The organism is Myxococcus xanthus (assembly GCF_006402735.1).
Lineage (GTDB): Bacteria > Myxococcota > Myxococcia > Myxococcales > Myxococcaceae > Myxococcus > Myxococcus xanthus_A.
The window spans coordinates 4,705,056-4,722,109 of record NZ_CP017174.1 but is presented as its reverse complement, the minus strand read 5'-3'; the positions used below and the strand labels follow the sequence as shown (position 1 = coordinate 4,722,109).

Genomic DNA, 17,054 nt, shown 5'->3' with positions numbered 1-17,054 from the left:
GTTGCGCGAGGAGCAAGCGCCCCGCGCATGGCGCATGCATGACGCACTGCATGAACCTGAATTCACCTTCAGGCCATGACCTGGGAGAGCGCTTGCTCGAGCTGGGAGAGGCCGTAGGGCTTGGGCAGGAGGACGGCGCCGTCGAGCGGCCCCTTGTCACCGGTGTCCACGTTGGTGCCGTGGCCGGACGCGATGATGACGCGAAGGCCGGGCACGTCCTGGACGGCCTGGTGGGCCAGCTCGATGCCGGACTGGCCGGGCAGGCTCACGTCGGTGAACAGGAGGTCGAACTCCTGTGCGCGCAAGAGGGGCGTGGCTTCTTCCGCGCGGGCGACGGCCGTCACTGTGTGGCCCAGCGTCTCCAGCAGCTCGCATGCGGGGAGGCGGATGTTCTCGTCGTCCTCCACCAGGAGGATGCGCAGCTCGGTCCGCTTCACGCGAGCGGGTGCCGGCGTGGTGGCGCCGCCGCGGGATGGCTGGGTGGTCTCGCGCTGGGCGATGCGGTGCTGCCGGGCGGCCAGGAGCTGGCGGAGCTTCCGCGCCAGGTCCTCGCGGCGGTAGGGCTTGCTCAGCAGCTGAACGCCCGGATCCAGCCGGCCGCCGTGGACAATGGCGTTCTCCGTGTAGCCGGACGTGAAGAGCACCTCCATGTCCGGGGAGAGGGCCTTGGCCTGCCGCGCCAGTTCAGGGCTGCGGACCGGGCCGGGCATCACCACGTCGGTGAAGAGCAGGTCGATGGGGATGCCGCTTTGGATGACCGCGAGCGCGCTCTGCCCGTCAGAGGCCTTGAGCACGCGGTAGCCCAGCTCCGTCAGCATCTCCACCGCGGTGGCGCGCACCTCCGAGTCGTCCTCGACGACGAGCAGCGTCTCGGTGCCGCCCTCGACCTGTTCGGGGATGACCTCGGCGCGCGGCATCTCCGCCTGGAGCGAACGGGGGAGGTAGATCTTGATGGTCGTCCCGTGGCCGACCTCGCTGTAGATCTTGACGTGGCCGCCCGTCTGCTTGACGAAGCCATACACCATGCTGAGCCCCAGGCCCGTGCCGCGGCCTTCGGGCTTGGTGGTGAAGAACGGCTCGAAGGCGCGCTCCAGCACCTCGGGCGGCATGCCGCAGCCGGTGTCGGAGATGGCCAGCAACACGTGCTGGCCCGGCACGACGTCCGGGTGGAGCTGGGCGTAGTGGTCATCCAGCATGGCGTTGCCGGCCTCGACGGTCAGCTTGCCTTCGCCCGCCATGGCGTCACGCGCGTTGATGGCCAGGTTGAGGATGACGTTTTCGAGCTGGTTCGGATCGGCGAACGTGTTCCAAAGCCCGCCGCCGATGATGGTCTCCAGCGCCACGTCCTCGCCGAGCGCGCGCCGCAGCAGGTCGTCCATGTCGCGGACCAGGCGGCCCAGGTTGATGACCGTGGGATTGAGCGGCTGCCGCCGGGCGAAGGCCAGCAGCTGGGACGCGAGCCGGGCGCCGCGCTCCACCGCGCCCACCGCCGTGGTCAGCCGACGCTGCGCCTGGGCGTTGTCGCCCACATCCCGGAACAGGAGCTGCAGGTTTCCGCTGATGACCTGGAGCAGGTTGTTGAAGTCGTGTGCCACGCCGCCGGTGAGCTTGCCCACCGCTTCCATCTTCTGGGCCTGCCGGAGGGCGGCCTCCGCTTGACGCCGTTCGGCCTCGCTCTCCTCCAAGGCGCGGGTGCGCTCCCGGACGAGCTCCTCCAGATGGTCCTTGTACTGGCGCAGCTCGTCCTGGGCGCGCTTCTGCTCCGTGATGTCGTGGCCCTGGACGAAGATGCCGGAGATGGACCCGTCCGGCTCGATGATGGGCTGATACACGAGGTCGACGTAGCTCTCCGCCAGCGTGTCGTCGGGGGTTCGCTGGAGGAAGACCTTCATGCCCCGGCCGACAAAGGCCTGACCCGTGGTGAAGACACGGTCCAGCAGCTCGAAGTACCCCTGTCCGTCCACTTCGGGCAGGGCGTCCCGGATGCGCTTGCCGAGGATGTCCCGGTGGCCGACGAGCTGCATATAGGCCGCGTTCGCCAGCTCGACGACATGGTCCTGACCGCGAAGGAAGCACATGAAGCCGGGCGCCTGCTCGAACAGTCGACGGAGGTGGCGCCGCTCCTGGTCCAGGTTCTGGTTCGCTTCCTGGACCTGCAGCGCGCGCTGGAAGACGCCGGCTTCCAGCTGCGATGGTGGAGGCTTGCTGGTGCCGGTGGAGCCGGTCGCGGCCTGGACGGCCTCCTGCAGCCGCTGGAGCTCCGTGACGTCCATGGTGTGCTGGAGGATGTAGGCCACCTCGCCCGAGGCATCGAGCAGGGGGATGTGGGTGGCACTCCAGTACCGGTACGTCGGGACGACGCCCTGATTCGTCAACTCGGGGACGCGGTAGGCAATCAGGGCCAGGATGTCCGGCGCCCGCTTTGCGAGGACGCGCAGGAAGGACTCCCGGAGCTGCCGGAGATTGGCGCTGTTCGGGTCCGAGGGGTCGTCCGGGAAGGCCTCGAAGACGCTCCGGCCAAGCAGCTCGTCCAGCTTGCTGGCCGTGACGCGCAGGTACGCCAGGTTGGCGGCGACGAAGCGCAGCTCGCGGTCGAGCAGCATGTACGGGTTGGGTGAGACGTCGAAGAGCGTCTTGAAGTCGATGATGGGGTGCATCGTGCGGCGAAGCTCCTCACCCTGAGGCGGGTCACGCCGACGGGGGCAGGGCGCGCTACCCTTGACTGGTCTGCCACCAGGACGCCATTGCCTCTACCTCTGGGACGGTATCTCTGTCGCACAGGCGACACACTGGAATGGCGGCAACGCACGGCCCCAGGACGGAGGCCCCAAGAGTCTGCGGCACGGATGCACCATGCCTACATGAACGAACCTTCAGTCAGTTTTCGCGCGTCGTGATGCTGGTCGCCCGCCCGCCTGACACGTTGGCGCGCGGCCAGGCGCCGGAGGGGGACGCGCAATGCCTACATGAACACGTCATCAGTGGTTTTCAGGGGCCGCCGGCCTTCCTCCTCGCATGGAATTGCGCCTCATCCGGGAGGGCAATGCCTACATGAAGTTCTTTTCAGTGGTTTTTGGCACCCTCCGGCAGATGACGAGCGGACGGCAAGGGGCCTCGCCAATGACAGAGTCTGTCACTGCAGGACAAATACAATGACAGGCGCACAATGGCTGTCTTCAGTGTCTGTGATTGAGTTTATCTGTGATTGATGACTGTGTTTCACGCGAGGCCCCGGTTGTCTCCGGGGCCTCAAGCGGTACCGCCAGGACTACGCGCCAGCGCGCTGGCGGTTCAGCCGGTCGTAGTGCCGGTAACCCAGCTTGTCGAGCGCACTCGCGGGCGCCAGGCCGATGTCCACCAGCGTCTTGATGTCATACGTCCCCGCGAGCACGGGCGGCGCGTAGTTCCGGACGGCATCCGCGCTGCGGAACTTCTCCAGCGGGAAGAGCACGGTGTTCGTGTGCACGTGCATGAAGTGCGCGGCGGACTGGCGCTGCCAACCCGGCACGCCCGGGGCGGTGATGACGTGCGGCGTGGCGAGGAAGGTGCCACCCGTGAGGATCTCCAATTGCTGGCCCACCTGCGCCACGATGCAGCCCGCCGGCGCCGTTCCGCGCACCTGGAGGCCGTTGGGCGCTTCGGGCGTCGCGCGGGTGCGGAGGTAGAGGCCGCTCTTATTGTCGGGGCCGGGCGCGGGGCTGCCTTCCGGGTCCAGGAAGCGGCCGCCCGGGAGCAGGGTGAGCAGGTTGAAGTCGGTGTGCTCCTCGCCCCAGACGATGTCCGTGTTCACCTGCGCGTTGGTGAGCGGCAGGTACTGGAGCGCGCGGGTGACGTGGGCGCCCCGGTCGCACAGGTCGGTGAACAGTGTCTCCGGCAGGCCCAGGGCCACCGCGGAGCCACGGAGCAGCTTCAGGCCGGCCTCATGGAGGGAGCGGCCCAGCGTCATGATGCCGTCCTCGAAGTAGGGCGGCGCGTTCTGGGGCCACACGTTCTCCGGGTACAGCTCCGGGAACTCGAGCGCGGACTGCGCGTCGTTGGGGTAGGGCGCGACGAAGTAGCACTCCTTGAAGTCCGGCTGGCCATTGCTGGCGACCGCGACCTCGGTGTTCGGAGGCGTCCAGCCGCGCTGGTACCAGATGTCCGCGCGGCCGTAGGGCTTCTTCTCCTCGGCGGGCCGGCCGATGAATGCCGCGAACGCGTCGTAGAACCGGTTCAGCGCCTGGGTGTCGACGCCGTGGTTCTTCAGGTACACGAGACCAAAGACGCCAAAGGCCTCGCGGATCGCCGCGGCGGCGCGCTCGACACGAGCGGAGTCATCCGACGCGAGGTCGGCGAGGTCGACAGTGGGGATGTTGAGCGAAGAGGTCTCGGCCATGATGGGGCCCAGGTGTACCGCTCCTCGGGAATAAATGGGAGGCCCTGATGCTCTGTGGCGTCCCGCCGGGGCCGGTCGGGCGCGGCAAAACCCGGATCCCCGGCGCGGGCACCCCTGGCGCAAATTCTGCGCGGCCTGGGGCCTGGGGTTATCGTCCGCCGCCCGCCGTCGAGAGGTCTCCCTCGTGAAGAAGCTCGTCTCCGCCTGGTTCCGCATTCCCTTCTGGCAACGTGTCCTGGGGGCGTTCGTGCTCGGGGCCGTGGCCGGGTGGCTCGTGGGGGAGCCAGCGGGGCCCTGGTTCCAGCCGCTGGGCACGCTCTACGTCAACCTCATCAAGATGATCGCCACACCGCTGGTGTTCTTCGCGGTCATCAACGCGGTGGCGGCGCTTCACGGGCAGAAGAGCATGGCGGTGCTCGGCGGCAAGACGTTCCTCTGGTTCGCCGTCACCGCCGCGCTGGCGGTGGGGGTGGGCCTGGGCGTCGCCGCGCTGCTCCGCCCCGGGGAGGGCGTGGGTCAGCTCATGGCCACCGAAACCTACAAGCCACGGGACGTGCCTGGCCCCCTCCAGGTGCTGCTGGACGTGGTGCCCACCAACCCGTTCGCGGCGCTCGCGAATGGGAAGATCCTCCAGGTCATCTTCTTCGCCGGCCTGCTGGGCTTCGCGCTGGTGAAGCTCGGCGAGAAGACGGCCCGGCTGCGCGAGCTGGTCCGCGAGGCCAGCGACGCGATGATTCAGGTCACCCGCTTCGTGCTGGAGCTCACGCCGCTGGGCACCTTCGGCCTCATCGCCGCGCTGGTGGGCACCTACGGCTTCGAGCGCTTGTTGCCGCTGGGCAAGCTGGTGCTGGCGCTGTACGTGGCGTGCGCGCTGCACATCGTCTTCGTGTACGGCGGCCTCCTGATGACGCACGGGCTCAATCCGCTGCGCTTCTTCCGGGGCGCCGCGCCCGGCATGCAGGTGGCCTTCGTCAGCTCGTCGAGCTTCGCGTCCATGCCGGTGGCCCTGCGCGCCGTGACGAACAACCTGGGCGTCAACAAGGACTACGCGGCCTTCGCCGTGCCGCTGGGGGCCAGCATCAAGATGGATGGGTGCGGTGCCATCTACCCGGCCATCGCGTCGCTCTTCGTCGCGCAGTACTTCAGCCTGGAGCTGTCCGCGTCGCAGTACTTCATCATCCTGCTGGCGTCGGTGCTGGGCAGCTTCGGTACCGCGGGCGTGCCCGGGACGGCGGTGGTCATGGCCACGGTGGTGCTCAGCTCCGCGGGCTTGCCGCTGGAGGGGCTGGGCTACCTGCTCGCCATTGACCGCATCCTCGACATGATGCGCACGATGACCAACGTCACGGGCCAGATGCTGGTCCCGGTGCTGGTGGCGCGCGAAGAGGGCCTGCTCGATGCCGCTGTCTACAACGGTGCGTCCCCCGCCATCGCGCTGGAAGAGGACGCGGTGAAGGCGGACTGAACCGCCTCCGTCCAGAGGGCACGCGCGTGTGCGCTCTCCGACGGGCGTCCCTCCCTGGCTTGGAGTAACGGACACGCCGCGAGGTCCGCGCTACCGCCCCCAAACGCCGCTCCGCTAGGTGCGGGCCTCATGCCTGCCTGGGCGGTGTATGGGCCTCTTTCCACCGGCGACCGATGGAGTCCTGCGAGGCGTGCTCGGCCTGATGGCCGTGCTGCCGGTGGCCACGCCCGTGGCGTTGCTGCTGCTGGCCCGCAGTCCACTGGGGACGGGGGCCTTCGAGCCCGTGCAGCAGCCGGTGCAGTTCGACCACCGCCACCACGCGGCGGACGAGGGCATTGGCTGCCGCTACTGCCACGACGGCGCGTGGCGGGGGCCTTCGGCGGGCATTCCACCCACCAGCCGGTGCATGGGTTGTCACGCGCAGATCTGGAACGAGAGCGCGTTGCTGGCGCCCGTGCGCCAGAGCTACTTCGAGGACCGGCCCATTCCGTGGAACCGGGTCCACCGGCTGCCGCAGTACGTCTTCTTCAACCACGCCATCCACGTCCACAAGGGCGTGGGGTGCGTGAGCTGCCACGGCCGCGTGGACCAGATGCCGCTGGTGGAGCAGGTCGCGCCGCTCACCATGGGCTGGTGCCTGGAGTGCCACCGCGACCCGGCGCCGCACCTGCGGCCTCCGGAGCACGTCGCGGACATGACGTGGAGCCCGCGGGGCCCGGCCCGCGACGTGGGGCTGCGGGTGATGCAGGCCCTGGATGTCTCGCCCCGGACCGAGTGCTCCACATGCCACCGCTGACGGACCGATATCCGCTCCCTGTCCTGGATGGAGCCGAGCCCTGGCGCAGTCTGGAGGCGAGACAGGGCGCCGCGCCCGCGCCGTCGCCGGGTGAGTTCCCCTTGGATGCCGATGCGCCACCTCGGGGGCTGTCCCGGCGCGTGTTGCTGGAGTTGGCCGCGTTCGGCACCGCCGCCGCGGGCCTGACGGGCTGTTTCCGCGCGCCGCCGGAGAAGGTCCTGCCGTACTCGCGGCAACCGCCGGACGTCACTCCGGGCATCCCGCTCCATTACGCCACGGGGCTTTCGTTGGAGGGCTACGCGCGGGGCGTGCTGGTGCGCAGCCAGGAGGGGCGGCCCACGTTGGTGCAAGGCAATCCGTCCCATCCGGAGAGCCTGGGAGCGGCGGGCGCACATGAGCAGGCGTCGCTGCTGGGCCTGTATGACCCGCACCGTGCTCGGACCGTGCGCCACCGGGACGCGCCCACCTCCCTGTCCCAGGTCTTCCAGATGGTGCGCCGTCGCGCCGCGCGCCAGGACGGAGGGGCAGGACTTCGCCTGCTGGTGGAGCCCACCGCGTCACCGCTGTGGGCCCGGACCTTCGAGCGCATCCTGGAGCGCTTCCCGAAGGCCCGGGTCGTGCCCTTCAGCGCCACGCAGACGGGGAACGCGCACGAGGGCGCTCGCCTGGCGTGGGGCCGGCCGCTGCGCGCGATGCCGGACTGGCGCTCAGCGCGCGCCGTGGTGGCCCTGGATGACGACTTCCTGTCCACGCTGATGGGAGGACTGCGCGCGCCACGTGAGTTCGTCTCCGCGCGCATGCCGCCGGCGCTCAACCGCCTCTGGGTGGTGGAGAGTCGCCTGAGCCTCACGGGTGCCTTCGCGGACGAACGGCTCCGGGCGCGCCCGTCTCGTGTGCCGTGGATTGCCCGGGCGCTCGCGGCGGAGTTGGGGCGGTTGCTGGGGCGCGATGCGTTGATGGTGCTCGGGCGCGGGGCGCTGGATCCCGCGGAGCATCGCTGGGTGGCGGGGGCCGCTCGGGACCTGGCGGAGCAGGGGGACGGGGCGTTCATCGTGGTGGGGGAATCCCAGCCCGCGGCGGTGCACGCGCTGGCGCATCTGCTCAACGCGACCTTGCACGGTGGGACGGTGCGGTGCGTGGACTCGCTCCTGGTGCCCGCGCCGGACGCGGCGGCGTTGCCGGCGCTCGTCGCGGACATCCGCGCGGGCGTGGTGGACACGCTGCTCATCACCGCGTGGAACCCCGTCTACCGCGCGCCCACGGACGTGCCCCTGGGGGAGGCGCTGGGTCTGGTGGAGGACGCCGTGTACTGCGCGCTCCACGACGATGAGACCGCCGCGCGGGTGTCCTGGTCCGTACCCTCCACGCATCCGTTCGAGGCCTGGGACGATGGGCGCGCGGTGGATGGCACCGCGACCATCCTGCAGCCGCTCATCGCGCCGCTGTTGGAGAGCGCCGTGCCTCCGCTGGAGCTGCTGGCGGCCTTCGCCGGAGCATTGGCGACCACGCCCTACGAGCGACTGCGGGCCCAGTGGCGTGAACACGCTGCGGCATCGGGGCGCTTCGAGGATGAATGGGAGCGCTGGCTCGCGGAGGGCGTCGTTCCTGGCACGCAGCTGCCTTTGCAGCAGGCCACCGTGGACGCCGCCTCGGTGCTCGCGGCGGTCCAGGCGCTGCCTCCCCCGGGGGACGGGCTGGAACTGCACTTCGCCGCGGACGCCAAGGTCCATGACGGCCGCTACGGCGCCAATCCCTGGATCCAGGAGCTGCCGGACCCGGTGACGCAGCTCACCTGGGACAATGCCGTGTGGGTGAGTCCCGCCACGGCTTCGCGCCTGTCGCTGGTGCGAGGCGACCGCGTTCGCCTGGAGCTTCGCGGCCGTTCGGTGGAAGCACCCGTGCTGGTGGTTCCCGGGCAAGCCGATGACACCCTCACGCTGCCCCTGGGGTACGGCCAGCGCCTGGGCAGTCCGGTGGCGCGCGGCGTGGGCTTCGATGCCCAGGTGCTGCGCTTCCAGGACGCGCCCTGGTGGGCCTCCGGCGTGCGGCTCACGCGCGTGGAAGGCCACCACGACTTCGCGCTGACGCAGGAGCACTGGCACATGGAGGGCCGGCCCGTGGCGCTCCAGACGACGGCCGCCCACTTCGCGGCACAGGGCGATGCGCGGCTCCCGGCGCTCCAGGCACCAACGGAACACCTGTATCCGCCACAGCCCGTGCCGGACGCGTCGGGCCATCGTTGGGGCATGTCCATCGACCTGCACCGTTGCACGGGGTGCAGTGCTTGTGTGGTGGCGTGCCAGGCGGAGAACAACATCCCCGCCGTGGGGAAGGACCAGGTGCGGCGCGGACGGGAGATGCACTGGTTGCGCATCGACCGTTACTTCATGGGGGACGTGGACACCCCGTCCGTCATCACCCAGCCGCTGATGTGCGTGCACTGTGAGTACGCGCCTTGCGAGTACGTGTGCCCCGTGGCCGCCACCGTCCACTCGGACGAGGGGCTCAACCAGATGGTCTACAACCGCTGCGTCGGCACGCGGTATTGCTCCAACAACTGCCCCTACAAGGTCCGGCGCTTCAACTACCTGGAATACAACCACGGCGGGCCCCTGGACCGGATGTACCGCAACCCCCAGGTGACGGTGCGCTCGCGCGGGGTGATGGAGAAGTGCACGTACTGCGTGCAGCGCATCGAGGCCGCCCGCATCACCGCGCGCGTGGAGCACCGCGCCATCCGGCAAGGGGAGGTGCGCACCGCGTGTCAGCAGGCGTGCCCCACGGAGGCTATCGTCTTCGGTGACTTGAACCAACCGGAGGACCCCGTCACGCGGCTGCACCAGGACCCGCGCCATTACGCCTTGTTGAACCACCTGGGGACGAAGCCGCGCACCGTCCACCTGATCCGGCTGAAGAATCCCAGGGAGGCCACGGGATGAGCGAGCCACTGCCCCTGGCACCGGTGACGGCGGACCCGCTGGTCGTCCACCCGCTGCTCGAGGAGCGACGCCCGGACGCGCAGCTCGGTGAGGCGCTGCTGCGGCCGGTGCTCACCGCGCCGGGCATGGGGTGGTGGGCGCTCGTCGGAGTGTGCGCGGCGCTGACGGTGCTGCTGGCGGTGGCCATCACCATCACCTTCGTCACGGGCGTGGGGACGTGGGGCAACAACATCCCGGTGGCGTGGGCGTTCGGCATCATCAACTTCGTCTGGTGGATTGGCATTGGCCACGCCGGCACGCTCATCTCCGCCATCCTCCTGCTCTTCGGCATGAAGTGGCGCAGCTCCGTCAACCGCATGGCGGAGGCGATGACGCTCTTCGCCCTGGTGTGCGCGGCGCTGTTCCCCCTGCTGCACCTGGGCCGGCCCTGGAAGTTCTACTACCTGGTGCCGTACCCCAGCTCGCTGCGCATGTGGCCGCAGTTCCGGTCGCCCCTGACATGGGACGTGGTGGCCATCACCACGTACCTCACCGTGTCGGTGCTGTTCTGGTACCTGGGCCTGCTGCCGGACCTGGCCACCGCGCGCGACACCGCGAAGCAGGTTTGGCGGCGCCGAGTCTGGGGCCTGCTGTCCCTGGGGTGGCGGGGGAGTGCCCGCCATTGGCGGCATTGGCGCACCGGGTACCTGCTGCTCGCGGGGTTGGCGACGCCGCTGGTCGTGTCGGTGCACACCATCGTCTCGTTCGACTTCGCCGTGGCGCAGCTTCCGGGCTGGCACAGCACCGTCTTTCCTCCGTACTTCGTGGCGGGCGCCATCTTCTCCGGGCTGGCCATGGTGCTCTCGCTGTTGATTCCCGCTCGGCGGGCGCTCCACCTGCACGCGGTGGTGACGCAGGCGCACCTGGACGCGCTGGCGCGACTGCTGCTCGTCTCCGGTCTCTTCGTGGCCTACGGCTACGTTCAAGAGCACTTCTTCGGCTGGTACAGCGGAAGCCCCTACGAGATGCACGCGATGAACATCCTACGCACCGGCCCCTATGCGCCGGCGTTCTGGACTGTCTTCGCCTGCAACGTGCTGGTGCCACAGCTCTTCTGGTCCGCCCGGCTGCGCACCCAGCCGGTGGTCCTGTGGTGCGCGGCGCTGCTCGTCAACGTGGGCATGTGGCTGGAGCGCTTCATCATCATCGTGTCTCCGCTCAGCGAGGACTTCTTGCCTTCGAGCTGGCGGCACTACGCGCCCACCTGGGTGGACCTGAGCCTGCTGTCCGGAACGGTGGGGCTCTTCGGGCTGGGCTTCCTGCTGTTCCTCCGCTTCCTGCCGCCGATTCCCATCAGCGAGGTGAAGGAGCTCCAACACGAGCTCGAGGCCTCCGAGGCCTTCGCCCATGACGTGTCGGCACGGGAGGGAGGCGCGCGATGAGCCGATGGGTGCTGGGCGAGTTCCGCTCGCCGGAGCGGATGGTGGAGGCGGCCCGGGCGCTGCGGGCGTCGGGCTTCCTCCGGTTGGACGCGCATACCCCGTACCCGGTGGAGGACGTGGACGCCGTGCTGGGACTGCCCACTTCTCGGCTGCCGCTGCTGGCGTTGCTCGCCGGGGTGGGCGGCGCGGTGGGCGCCTATGTCGTGCAGTGGTTCACGCAGGCCGTGGACTGGCCGCTGAACGTGGGCGGACGTCCGCTGCACAGTGGCCCCGCCTTCATTCCCATCACCTTCGAGTCCGCTGTCCTGGCGGCGGCGGGTTCCATCTTCCTGGGGGTCATCGTGGCGTGTGGCCTGCCGCGGGTGACGCATCCGTTCCTCCACCTGGAGGCGTTCCGAAGCGCCAGCATCGACGGGTTCTGGCTCGCCGTCGCCGTGGACGGTTCGGAGGGCGTGGACGCGGCGGAAGGCGCCCTCCGCCAGCTCGGCGCCGCGGTCGTGCTCGCGGTGGAGGGCCGGCGATGAGGGCTCGTCTTGCACGGGTCGCCTTCGGGCTCTCGGCGGTAGCTGGCTGCGAGGACCTGGACCCGATGCGGGTGCAGGCTCGCGACGGAGCCTTTGTCGCCAACCCGTACTTCGCGGACGCGCGGGCGATGCGGCCCCGAGTCCCCGGGACAGTCGCACGCGAGTGGTACTTCCAGGAGGCCGCGTATGCCCGCCGGGGCTCTCCGGATGGCGGCTGGGTGGAGGTGGAGCGGCTCCCCGTGCCGTTCACGCGCGACACGCTGCGGGAGGGGCGTGCCCACTTCGAGACCTGGTGCGCGCCGTGTCACGGACTGCTCGGTGACGGGCAGAGCATCGTCGCCCAGAACATGGGCGCGCGGCCGCCTCCCTCGCTGTACGGCGAGGCGCACTCACATCCCGAGCATGGAGTTGAGGGGCCAGCGGACGCAGGGGAGGGCGCCCGCCCGGTGCCACCTGGATGGGAGGCGCTGCCACACCCGCCGGGCTTCTATTACTCGGTCATCACAGGCGGCTATGGGTTGATGCCTTCCTACGCGGACGCACTCACGCCCGAGGCGCGCTGGAAGGTCGTGGCCTGGCTCCGGGTCCTGGCGTACAGCCAGCGCGCACCGCTGTCCGCCGCGCCCGAGGACGCACGAGATGAACTCATGCGGGAACCCGTGGAGGGTGCGCCATGACGGCCGCGGTGCTGACACGCCTGACGGAAGGCCGGCGCGTGACCTGGGGCGCCGCCGCGGTGGGGAGCCTGGGGCTCCTGGCCACGCTGCTGGGGGGATGGGCCGCACCCAGGGAGGCCGCCCACGGCTACCTGTTCGCCTTCGCGTACTGGCTGTCGCTCAGCCTGGGGGCGCTCATCATCCTGGCTGCGTTTCACGCGGCGCGCGCCCGGTGGCCCACGGTGCTGCGGCGGTCTCTGGAAATCATGGCAGCGAGCTGCCCGCTGTTCGCGCTGCTCTTCGTCCCCGTGGCCCTGGCGATGCCACACCTGTTCCCCTGGGTCGCGCTTCCTTCCAGTCTGAGCGGGCATGACCTTCAGCTGCTGGCGCACAAGCAGCCGTACCTCAACGTGCCCTTCTTCCTGGGCCGGGCCATTCTGTACTTCGCCGTCTGGGGCGCGGTGGGCGTCCTCCTGTTCCGCTGGTCGGTGCGACAGGACGCGGAGCCGGGCATCACCGAGCGGGCGGTGCGCATCACCCTGTACCAGCGGCGGCTGGCCTCGGGGGCGCTGCCGCTGATGGTGCTGTGCCTGTCCTTCGCCAGCCTGGACTGGCTGATGTCGCTGGAGCCCCTGTGGCAGTCCACCGTGTACGCGCTCACGGTCGGGTGTGGCGCGGTCGTGGGCGCGCTCGCCACGGTGGCCCTCACCGCCGCCTTGGCGCGAGGCGCGGGACAGTTCGGCGCGTTGATGGGGCCGGCGCACTTCCTCCGGCTGGGAACGCTGCTGCTGGGCTTCGTCTGCCTGTGGGCCTACTGCGGCTTCTCGCAGTTCCTGCTGGTGTGGATCGCCTCGTTGCCGGAGGAGGTGACGTGGTACCGCGCCCGCCTGGACGGAGGCTGGCTCGCGGTGGCGGTGGTGCTGGCCGTGGGGCACTTCGGCGTGCCGTTCTTCCTGCTCCTGCTCCGTCGCGTGAAGCAGGACGCGGGCGCGCTCGCCGCGGTGGGGGCCTGGCTGCTGCTCATGCGGGCACTGGACGTGTACTGGCTGGTATGGCCCGCGCTCTCTCCCGGTGCGGCGACGTTCCACTGGACCAGCGCCACGGCGTGGGCCGGCGTGGGGGGATGGACGGTGGCTGCGTGGGGGCTGCTCGCGCGCGGTGGCTACACGGTGCCGGTGAGAGACCCCTTCCTGCCCCATTCGCTGCGGGTGCCGCGCTCATGAGCACCGGCTTCACGCCACCTCCGCCAGAGCACCAGCAACTTCCAGGGCGGCGCATCGCCGTGGTGGGGGCCGCGTGGCTTGTCCTGGTCGCGGCGGCGCTGCTCGTGGTCCGTTGGGGAGAGGACCGGTACGCGCCCGTGGCAAGCGCGGGTTTTCCCCCGGCCCTGGGGACGCCCGAGGTCGCGGACGTCAACCAGCGGCCCTTCGCCCTGGAGGACGGCGCGCCTCGGCTGCGCGACGCACAGCGGGCACGGTTGCAGGCGTATGGCTGGGTGGACCGGGACGCGGGCGTCATCCACCTTCCGGTGGAGCGGGCCATGGAACAGGTCCTCTCCGCGGAAGAGGGGGCGCGACCATGAGTGACCTGATGCGGCGCATCCTCTTCCTCCCCGAGGCGGCGTCGTCACTGGCCCCGCGCGTGGACCGGCTGCACTTCTTCATCATCGGCACCACCTTCGTGGTGGGCGCGGGCATTGGTCTCACCGGGCTCTTCTTCCTGGTGCGCTACCGCCGTGGGCGAGCCCCCGCGCAGGAGCCGACGATGGCCGCGCCCACCTGGATGGAGGCCGCGTTCGCCGGGGTGCCGCTGGCCTTCTTCCTTCTCTGGGGCGCGCTGGGTTTCCAGGACTACGTGTGGGCGCGCACGCCGCCGCGCGACGCGCTGGACGTCTACGTCACCGGCAAGCAGTGGATGTGGAAGTTCGCGTACCCAGACGGGCCGGGCATGGTGGGCGTGCTGCACGTTCCCACCGGCACGCCCGTACGCCTGCTACTCACGTCGCGCGACGTCATCCACTCCTTCTACGTCCCCGCCTTCCGCTTGAAGATGGATGCGTTGCCTGGGCGCTACACGGAGGTCTGGTTCGAGGCCGTGATGCCGGGCCGCTACCGGGTGTTTTGCGCGGAGTACTGCGGCCTGGACCACTCGCGCATGCGCGCCGAGGTGGTGGCGTTGGAGCCCGCGGCCTTCGAGTCCTGGCGGGCCCGGCAGTTGGCTCAACCCACCTGGGTGGCGGATGAATACTCCGGGGAGGAGGGCACCCGGGGACCGCTCGCGCGGCGAGGGGCGGTCGTCGCCACGCGGCAGGGCTGCTTCCAGTGCCACACCATCGACGGCACGCCGCACATCGGACCCTCCTGGCTGGGGCTGTACGGCCGCGAGGAGCCGCTGGCCTCGGGTGACAGCGTGCGCGCCGACGTCGCGTACCTCACCGAGTCGATGATGGACCCGCTGGCGAAGGTGGTCGCGGGCTACGCGCCGGTGATGCCGTCTTTCCACGGGCGGCTGAGCGCTGGCGAGGTGGGCGCGCTCGTCGAGTACATCAAGTCGCTCCAGCCGGAGCGTCCGGAGCCGCCCCCCGCCCAGGAGCCCACGTATGGCCCCCTCCCACGCTGAGCCCTCCGTCGCGGGGCCCAGCTATCTGGACGCGGAGCGAGGGCTCTGGTCCTGGCTCACCACGCGCGACCACAAGCGCATTGGCGTGATGTTCCTGGCCGTGTTGCTGCTGATGTTCCTGCTGGGGGGCGTGTTTGCCCTGGCCCTGCGCGTGGAGTTGCTGACGCCCGGTGAAACGGTGATGGGGCGGCTGGCCTACAACCGCGCCTTCACCGTGCACGGCGTCGTCATGGTGTGGCTGTTCCTCATCCCGTCCATCCCCACGGCCTTCGGCAACTTCCTGCTGCCGCTGATGATTGGCGCCCGGGACGTGGCCTTCCCCCGGCTCAACCTGGCCAGCTTCTACCTCTACATGCTCGGAGCGGTGATGACGCTGTGGGGCGTGTTCCAGGGCGGCGTGGACACGGGGTGGACGTTCTACACGCCCTACAGCACCGTCACCGGGCGGGAGGTGATGCCCGTGCTCCTGGGCGTCTTCGTGGTGGGGTTCTCCACCATCCTCACCGGCATCAACTTCATCACCACCGTGCACACCATGCGGGCCCCCGGTGTGACGTGGATGAAGGTGCCCCTCTTCGTGTGGGCGCTCTACGGCACGTCCATCATCCAGGTGCTCGCGACGCCCGTGCTGGGCATGGTGCTGATGCTCGTGGCGCTGGAGCGGGTGGCGGGCGCGGGGCTGTTCGACCCGAGCCGGGGAGGGGACCCGCTGCTCTACCAGCACCTGTTCTGGTTCTACAGCCACCCGGCCGTCTACATCATGGTGCTGCCGGGCATGGGCGTCATCAGCGAGACGGTGTGCGCCTTCAGCCGCAAGCGTCCCTTCAGCTACCGGGTGATTGTCTGGAGCACGGTGGGCATCTCCTTCGTGGGGTTCCTCACCTGGGGACACCACATGTTCGTCTCCGGGCAGTCCACTTTCGGAGCGGGCGCGTTCAGCGTGCTGTCCATGCTGGTGGCCATCTTCACGGCGATGAAGATCTTCACCTGGCTGGGCACCATGTACCGGGGCAGCCTGTGGGTCTCCACGCCGTTCACCTACGTGCTCGGCTTCATCTTCCTGCTCTTCTTCGGAGGCATGAGCGGAGTCGCCGTGGCCGTCACGTCCGCGGACCTGCACTGGCACGACACGTACTTCGTGGTGGCGCACTTCCACTTCATCATGGTGGGCGCGTCGCTGATGGCCTTCCTCGCGGCGCTGCATTACTGGTTCCCGAAGATGTTCGGCCGCATGTACCCGGAGGGCATGGGCATCGGGACGGCGGTGCTCATCATCTTCGGCTTCATCGCCACCTTCCTGCCTCAGTTCCTGCTGGGCAATCTGGGCATGCCCCGCCGGTACGCGGATTACCCGGAGGCGTTCCAGCCGCTGCACGTGGCGTCCACCGCTGGGGCGTCCCTGCTGGGATTCGGCTTCCTCATCGTCGCCGTCTACCTGGGCTGGTCGCTGCGGCATGGCCGCGCGGCGGGGCGGAACCCCTGGGGCAGCGAGGGGTATGAGTGGCTCAGCGACTCACCGCCCCCCGAGTTCAATTTCCATGCGCCGCCGCGGTTTCCCAGGCCGCCGCACGACTATGCGAACCCTGGCGCGAACACGGAGGTGGAGCATGCGGCATGAGGCGAGCCCCCGCCCGGTGGAGCCCCGTGCGCTCCACTTTGGAGACGAGGCGTCCCGCCAGGACGCCGCTCACCTGGGCATGTGGATCTTCCTGGCCACGGAGGTGCTGCTCTTCTCGGTGTTGTTCACCGCGTATGCCCTGTACCGGCTGACGTATCCCGGTGTGTTCCAGCAGGCGCCCGCGCACATGGACGTGTTCCTGGGGACGCTGAACACCTTCGTGCTGGTGAGCAGCAGCATCCTGGTGGCGCTCGCGGTGGATGCCATCCGGAATGGACGCGACTTCGCCGCGGCGGCGTTGCTCGCGCTGTCGGTGCTGCTGGGCATCGCGTTCCTGTTCATCAAGGCCGCGGAGTACACGAAGCACGTGCATGACGGGGCGCTGCCGGGCGCCTGGTACGCCTATGAGGCGTTCGCCCTTCCCGGCGCCAACCTCTACTTCACGCTGTACTGGGTGATGACAGGCGTGCACGCCGTGCACGTGCTCGTGGGTGTGGGCGTGCTCGTCACGCTGGCGTTGCGGACGCTGGCGGGGGAGTTCGGGGCCCGCTTCCACACGCCCGTGGAGCTGGGAGGGATGTACTGGCACCTGGTGGACGTCGTCTGGTTGTTCCTCTGGCCACTGCTGTACCTGACGTGAG

At 69.6% G+C, this 17,054-nt stretch carries 13 protein-coding genes; 11 read left to right on the top strand and 2 right to left on the bottom strand.

The annotated features are described in order from the left end of the window. Window positions 1-68: 68 nt before the first annotated feature. Both BHS09_RS19555 and BHS09_RS19550 read right to left on the bottom strand, forming a co-directional pair. Window positions 69-2,657: a response regulator gene (locus BHS09_RS19555; protein WP_140798568.1), complete on the bottom strand. Its 2,589-nt coding sequence runs from the start codon at window positions 2,655-2,657 to the stop codon at window positions 69-71. Between the two features lie 611 nt (window positions 2,658-3,268). Continuing rightward, complete coding sequence (locus BHS09_RS19550; protein ID WP_140792100.1) at window positions 3,269-4,375, bottom strand: isopenicillin N synthase family dioxygenase; 1,107 nt, start codon at window positions 4,373-4,375, stop codon at window positions 3,269-3,271. Between the two features lie 184 nt (window positions 4,376-4,559). Between BHS09_RS19550 and BHS09_RS19545 the strand changes: the two genes are divergently transcribed. The 11 genes from BHS09_RS19545 (at window position 4,560) to BHS09_RS19495 (ending at window position 17,053) form a co-directional block, all read left to right on the top strand. Beyond that, window positions 4,560-5,840, top strand: coding sequence for a dicarboxylate/amino acid:cation symporter (locus tag BHS09_RS19545; RefSeq protein ID WP_140792099.1), 1,281 nt, complete (start codon window positions 4,560-4,562; stop codon window positions 5,838-5,840). A 148-nt stretch (window positions 5,841-5,988) separates the two neighbouring features. Next, window positions 5,989-6,636 (top strand): cytochrome c3 family protein, encoded by a 648-nt coding sequence (locus BHS09_RS19540; RefSeq protein ID WP_140792098.1) that lies wholly within the window; start codon window positions 5,989-5,991, stop codon window positions 6,634-6,636. Beyond that, entirely contained in the window at window positions 6,615-9,575 is a 2,961-nt protein-coding gene (locus BHS09_RS19535; RefSeq protein WP_140798567.1) for a 4Fe-4S dicluster domain-containing protein, read from the top strand. The genes BHS09_RS19540 and BHS09_RS19535 overlap by 22 nt, the downstream gene beginning before the upstream one ends. Beyond that, window positions 9,572-10,996, top strand: a complete 1,425-nt coding sequence (gene nrfD, locus BHS09_RS19530) for an NrfD/PsrC family molybdoenzyme membrane anchor subunit (RefSeq protein WP_140792096.1) — start codon at window positions 9,572-9,574, stop codon at window positions 10,994-10,996. Before BHS09_RS19535 ends, nrfD begins: the two co-directional genes overlap by 4 nt. Beyond that, window positions 10,993-11,520 carry a DUF3341 domain-containing protein gene (locus BHS09_RS19525; protein ID WP_140798566.1) on the top strand — a complete coding sequence of 176 codons (528 nt, stop codon included), beginning with the start codon at window positions 10,993-10,995 and terminating at the stop codon, window positions 11,518-11,520. The genes nrfD and BHS09_RS19525 overlap by 4 nt, the downstream gene beginning before the upstream one ends. Beyond that, window positions 11,517-12,197 carry a c-type cytochrome gene (locus tag BHS09_RS19520; RefSeq protein WP_140792094.1) on the top strand — a complete coding sequence of 227 codons (681 nt, stop codon included), beginning with the start codon at window positions 11,517-11,519 and terminating at the stop codon, window positions 12,195-12,197. The genes BHS09_RS19525 and BHS09_RS19520 overlap by 4 nt, the downstream gene beginning before the upstream one ends. After that, on the top strand, window positions 12,194-13,399 hold the full coding sequence (locus BHS09_RS19515) for a hypothetical protein (protein ID WP_140798565.1): 1,206 nt from the start codon (window positions 12,194-12,196) through the stop codon (window positions 13,397-13,399). Before BHS09_RS19520 ends, BHS09_RS19515 begins: the two co-directional genes overlap by 4 nt. Further along, the gene (locus BHS09_RS19510) at window positions 13,396-13,758 is read left to right on the top strand and encodes a hypothetical protein (RefSeq protein WP_140792092.1); all 363 of its coding nucleotides are present in this window, start codon (window positions 13,396-13,398) and stop codon (window positions 13,756-13,758) included. Before BHS09_RS19515 ends, BHS09_RS19510 begins: the two co-directional genes overlap by 4 nt. Then, on the top strand, window positions 13,755-14,795 hold the full coding sequence (coxB, locus tag BHS09_RS19505; protein ID WP_140792091.1) for a cytochrome c oxidase subunit II: 1,041 nt from the start codon (window positions 13,755-13,757) through the stop codon (window positions 14,793-14,795). Before BHS09_RS19510 ends, coxB begins: the two co-directional genes overlap by 4 nt. After that, complete coding sequence (ctaD, locus tag BHS09_RS19500; protein ID WP_140798564.1) at window positions 14,776-16,413, top strand: cytochrome c oxidase subunit I; 1,638 nt, start codon at window positions 14,776-14,778, stop codon at window positions 16,411-16,413. Before coxB ends, ctaD begins: the two co-directional genes overlap by 20 nt. Further along, on the top strand, window positions 16,403-17,053 hold the full coding sequence (locus tag BHS09_RS19495) for a cytochrome c oxidase subunit 3 (protein WP_140798563.1): 651 nt from the start codon (window positions 16,403-16,405) through the stop codon (window positions 17,051-17,053). The genes ctaD and BHS09_RS19495 overlap by 11 nt, the downstream gene beginning before the upstream one ends. The last annotated feature ends 1 nt before the right edge of the window (window position 17,054 follow it).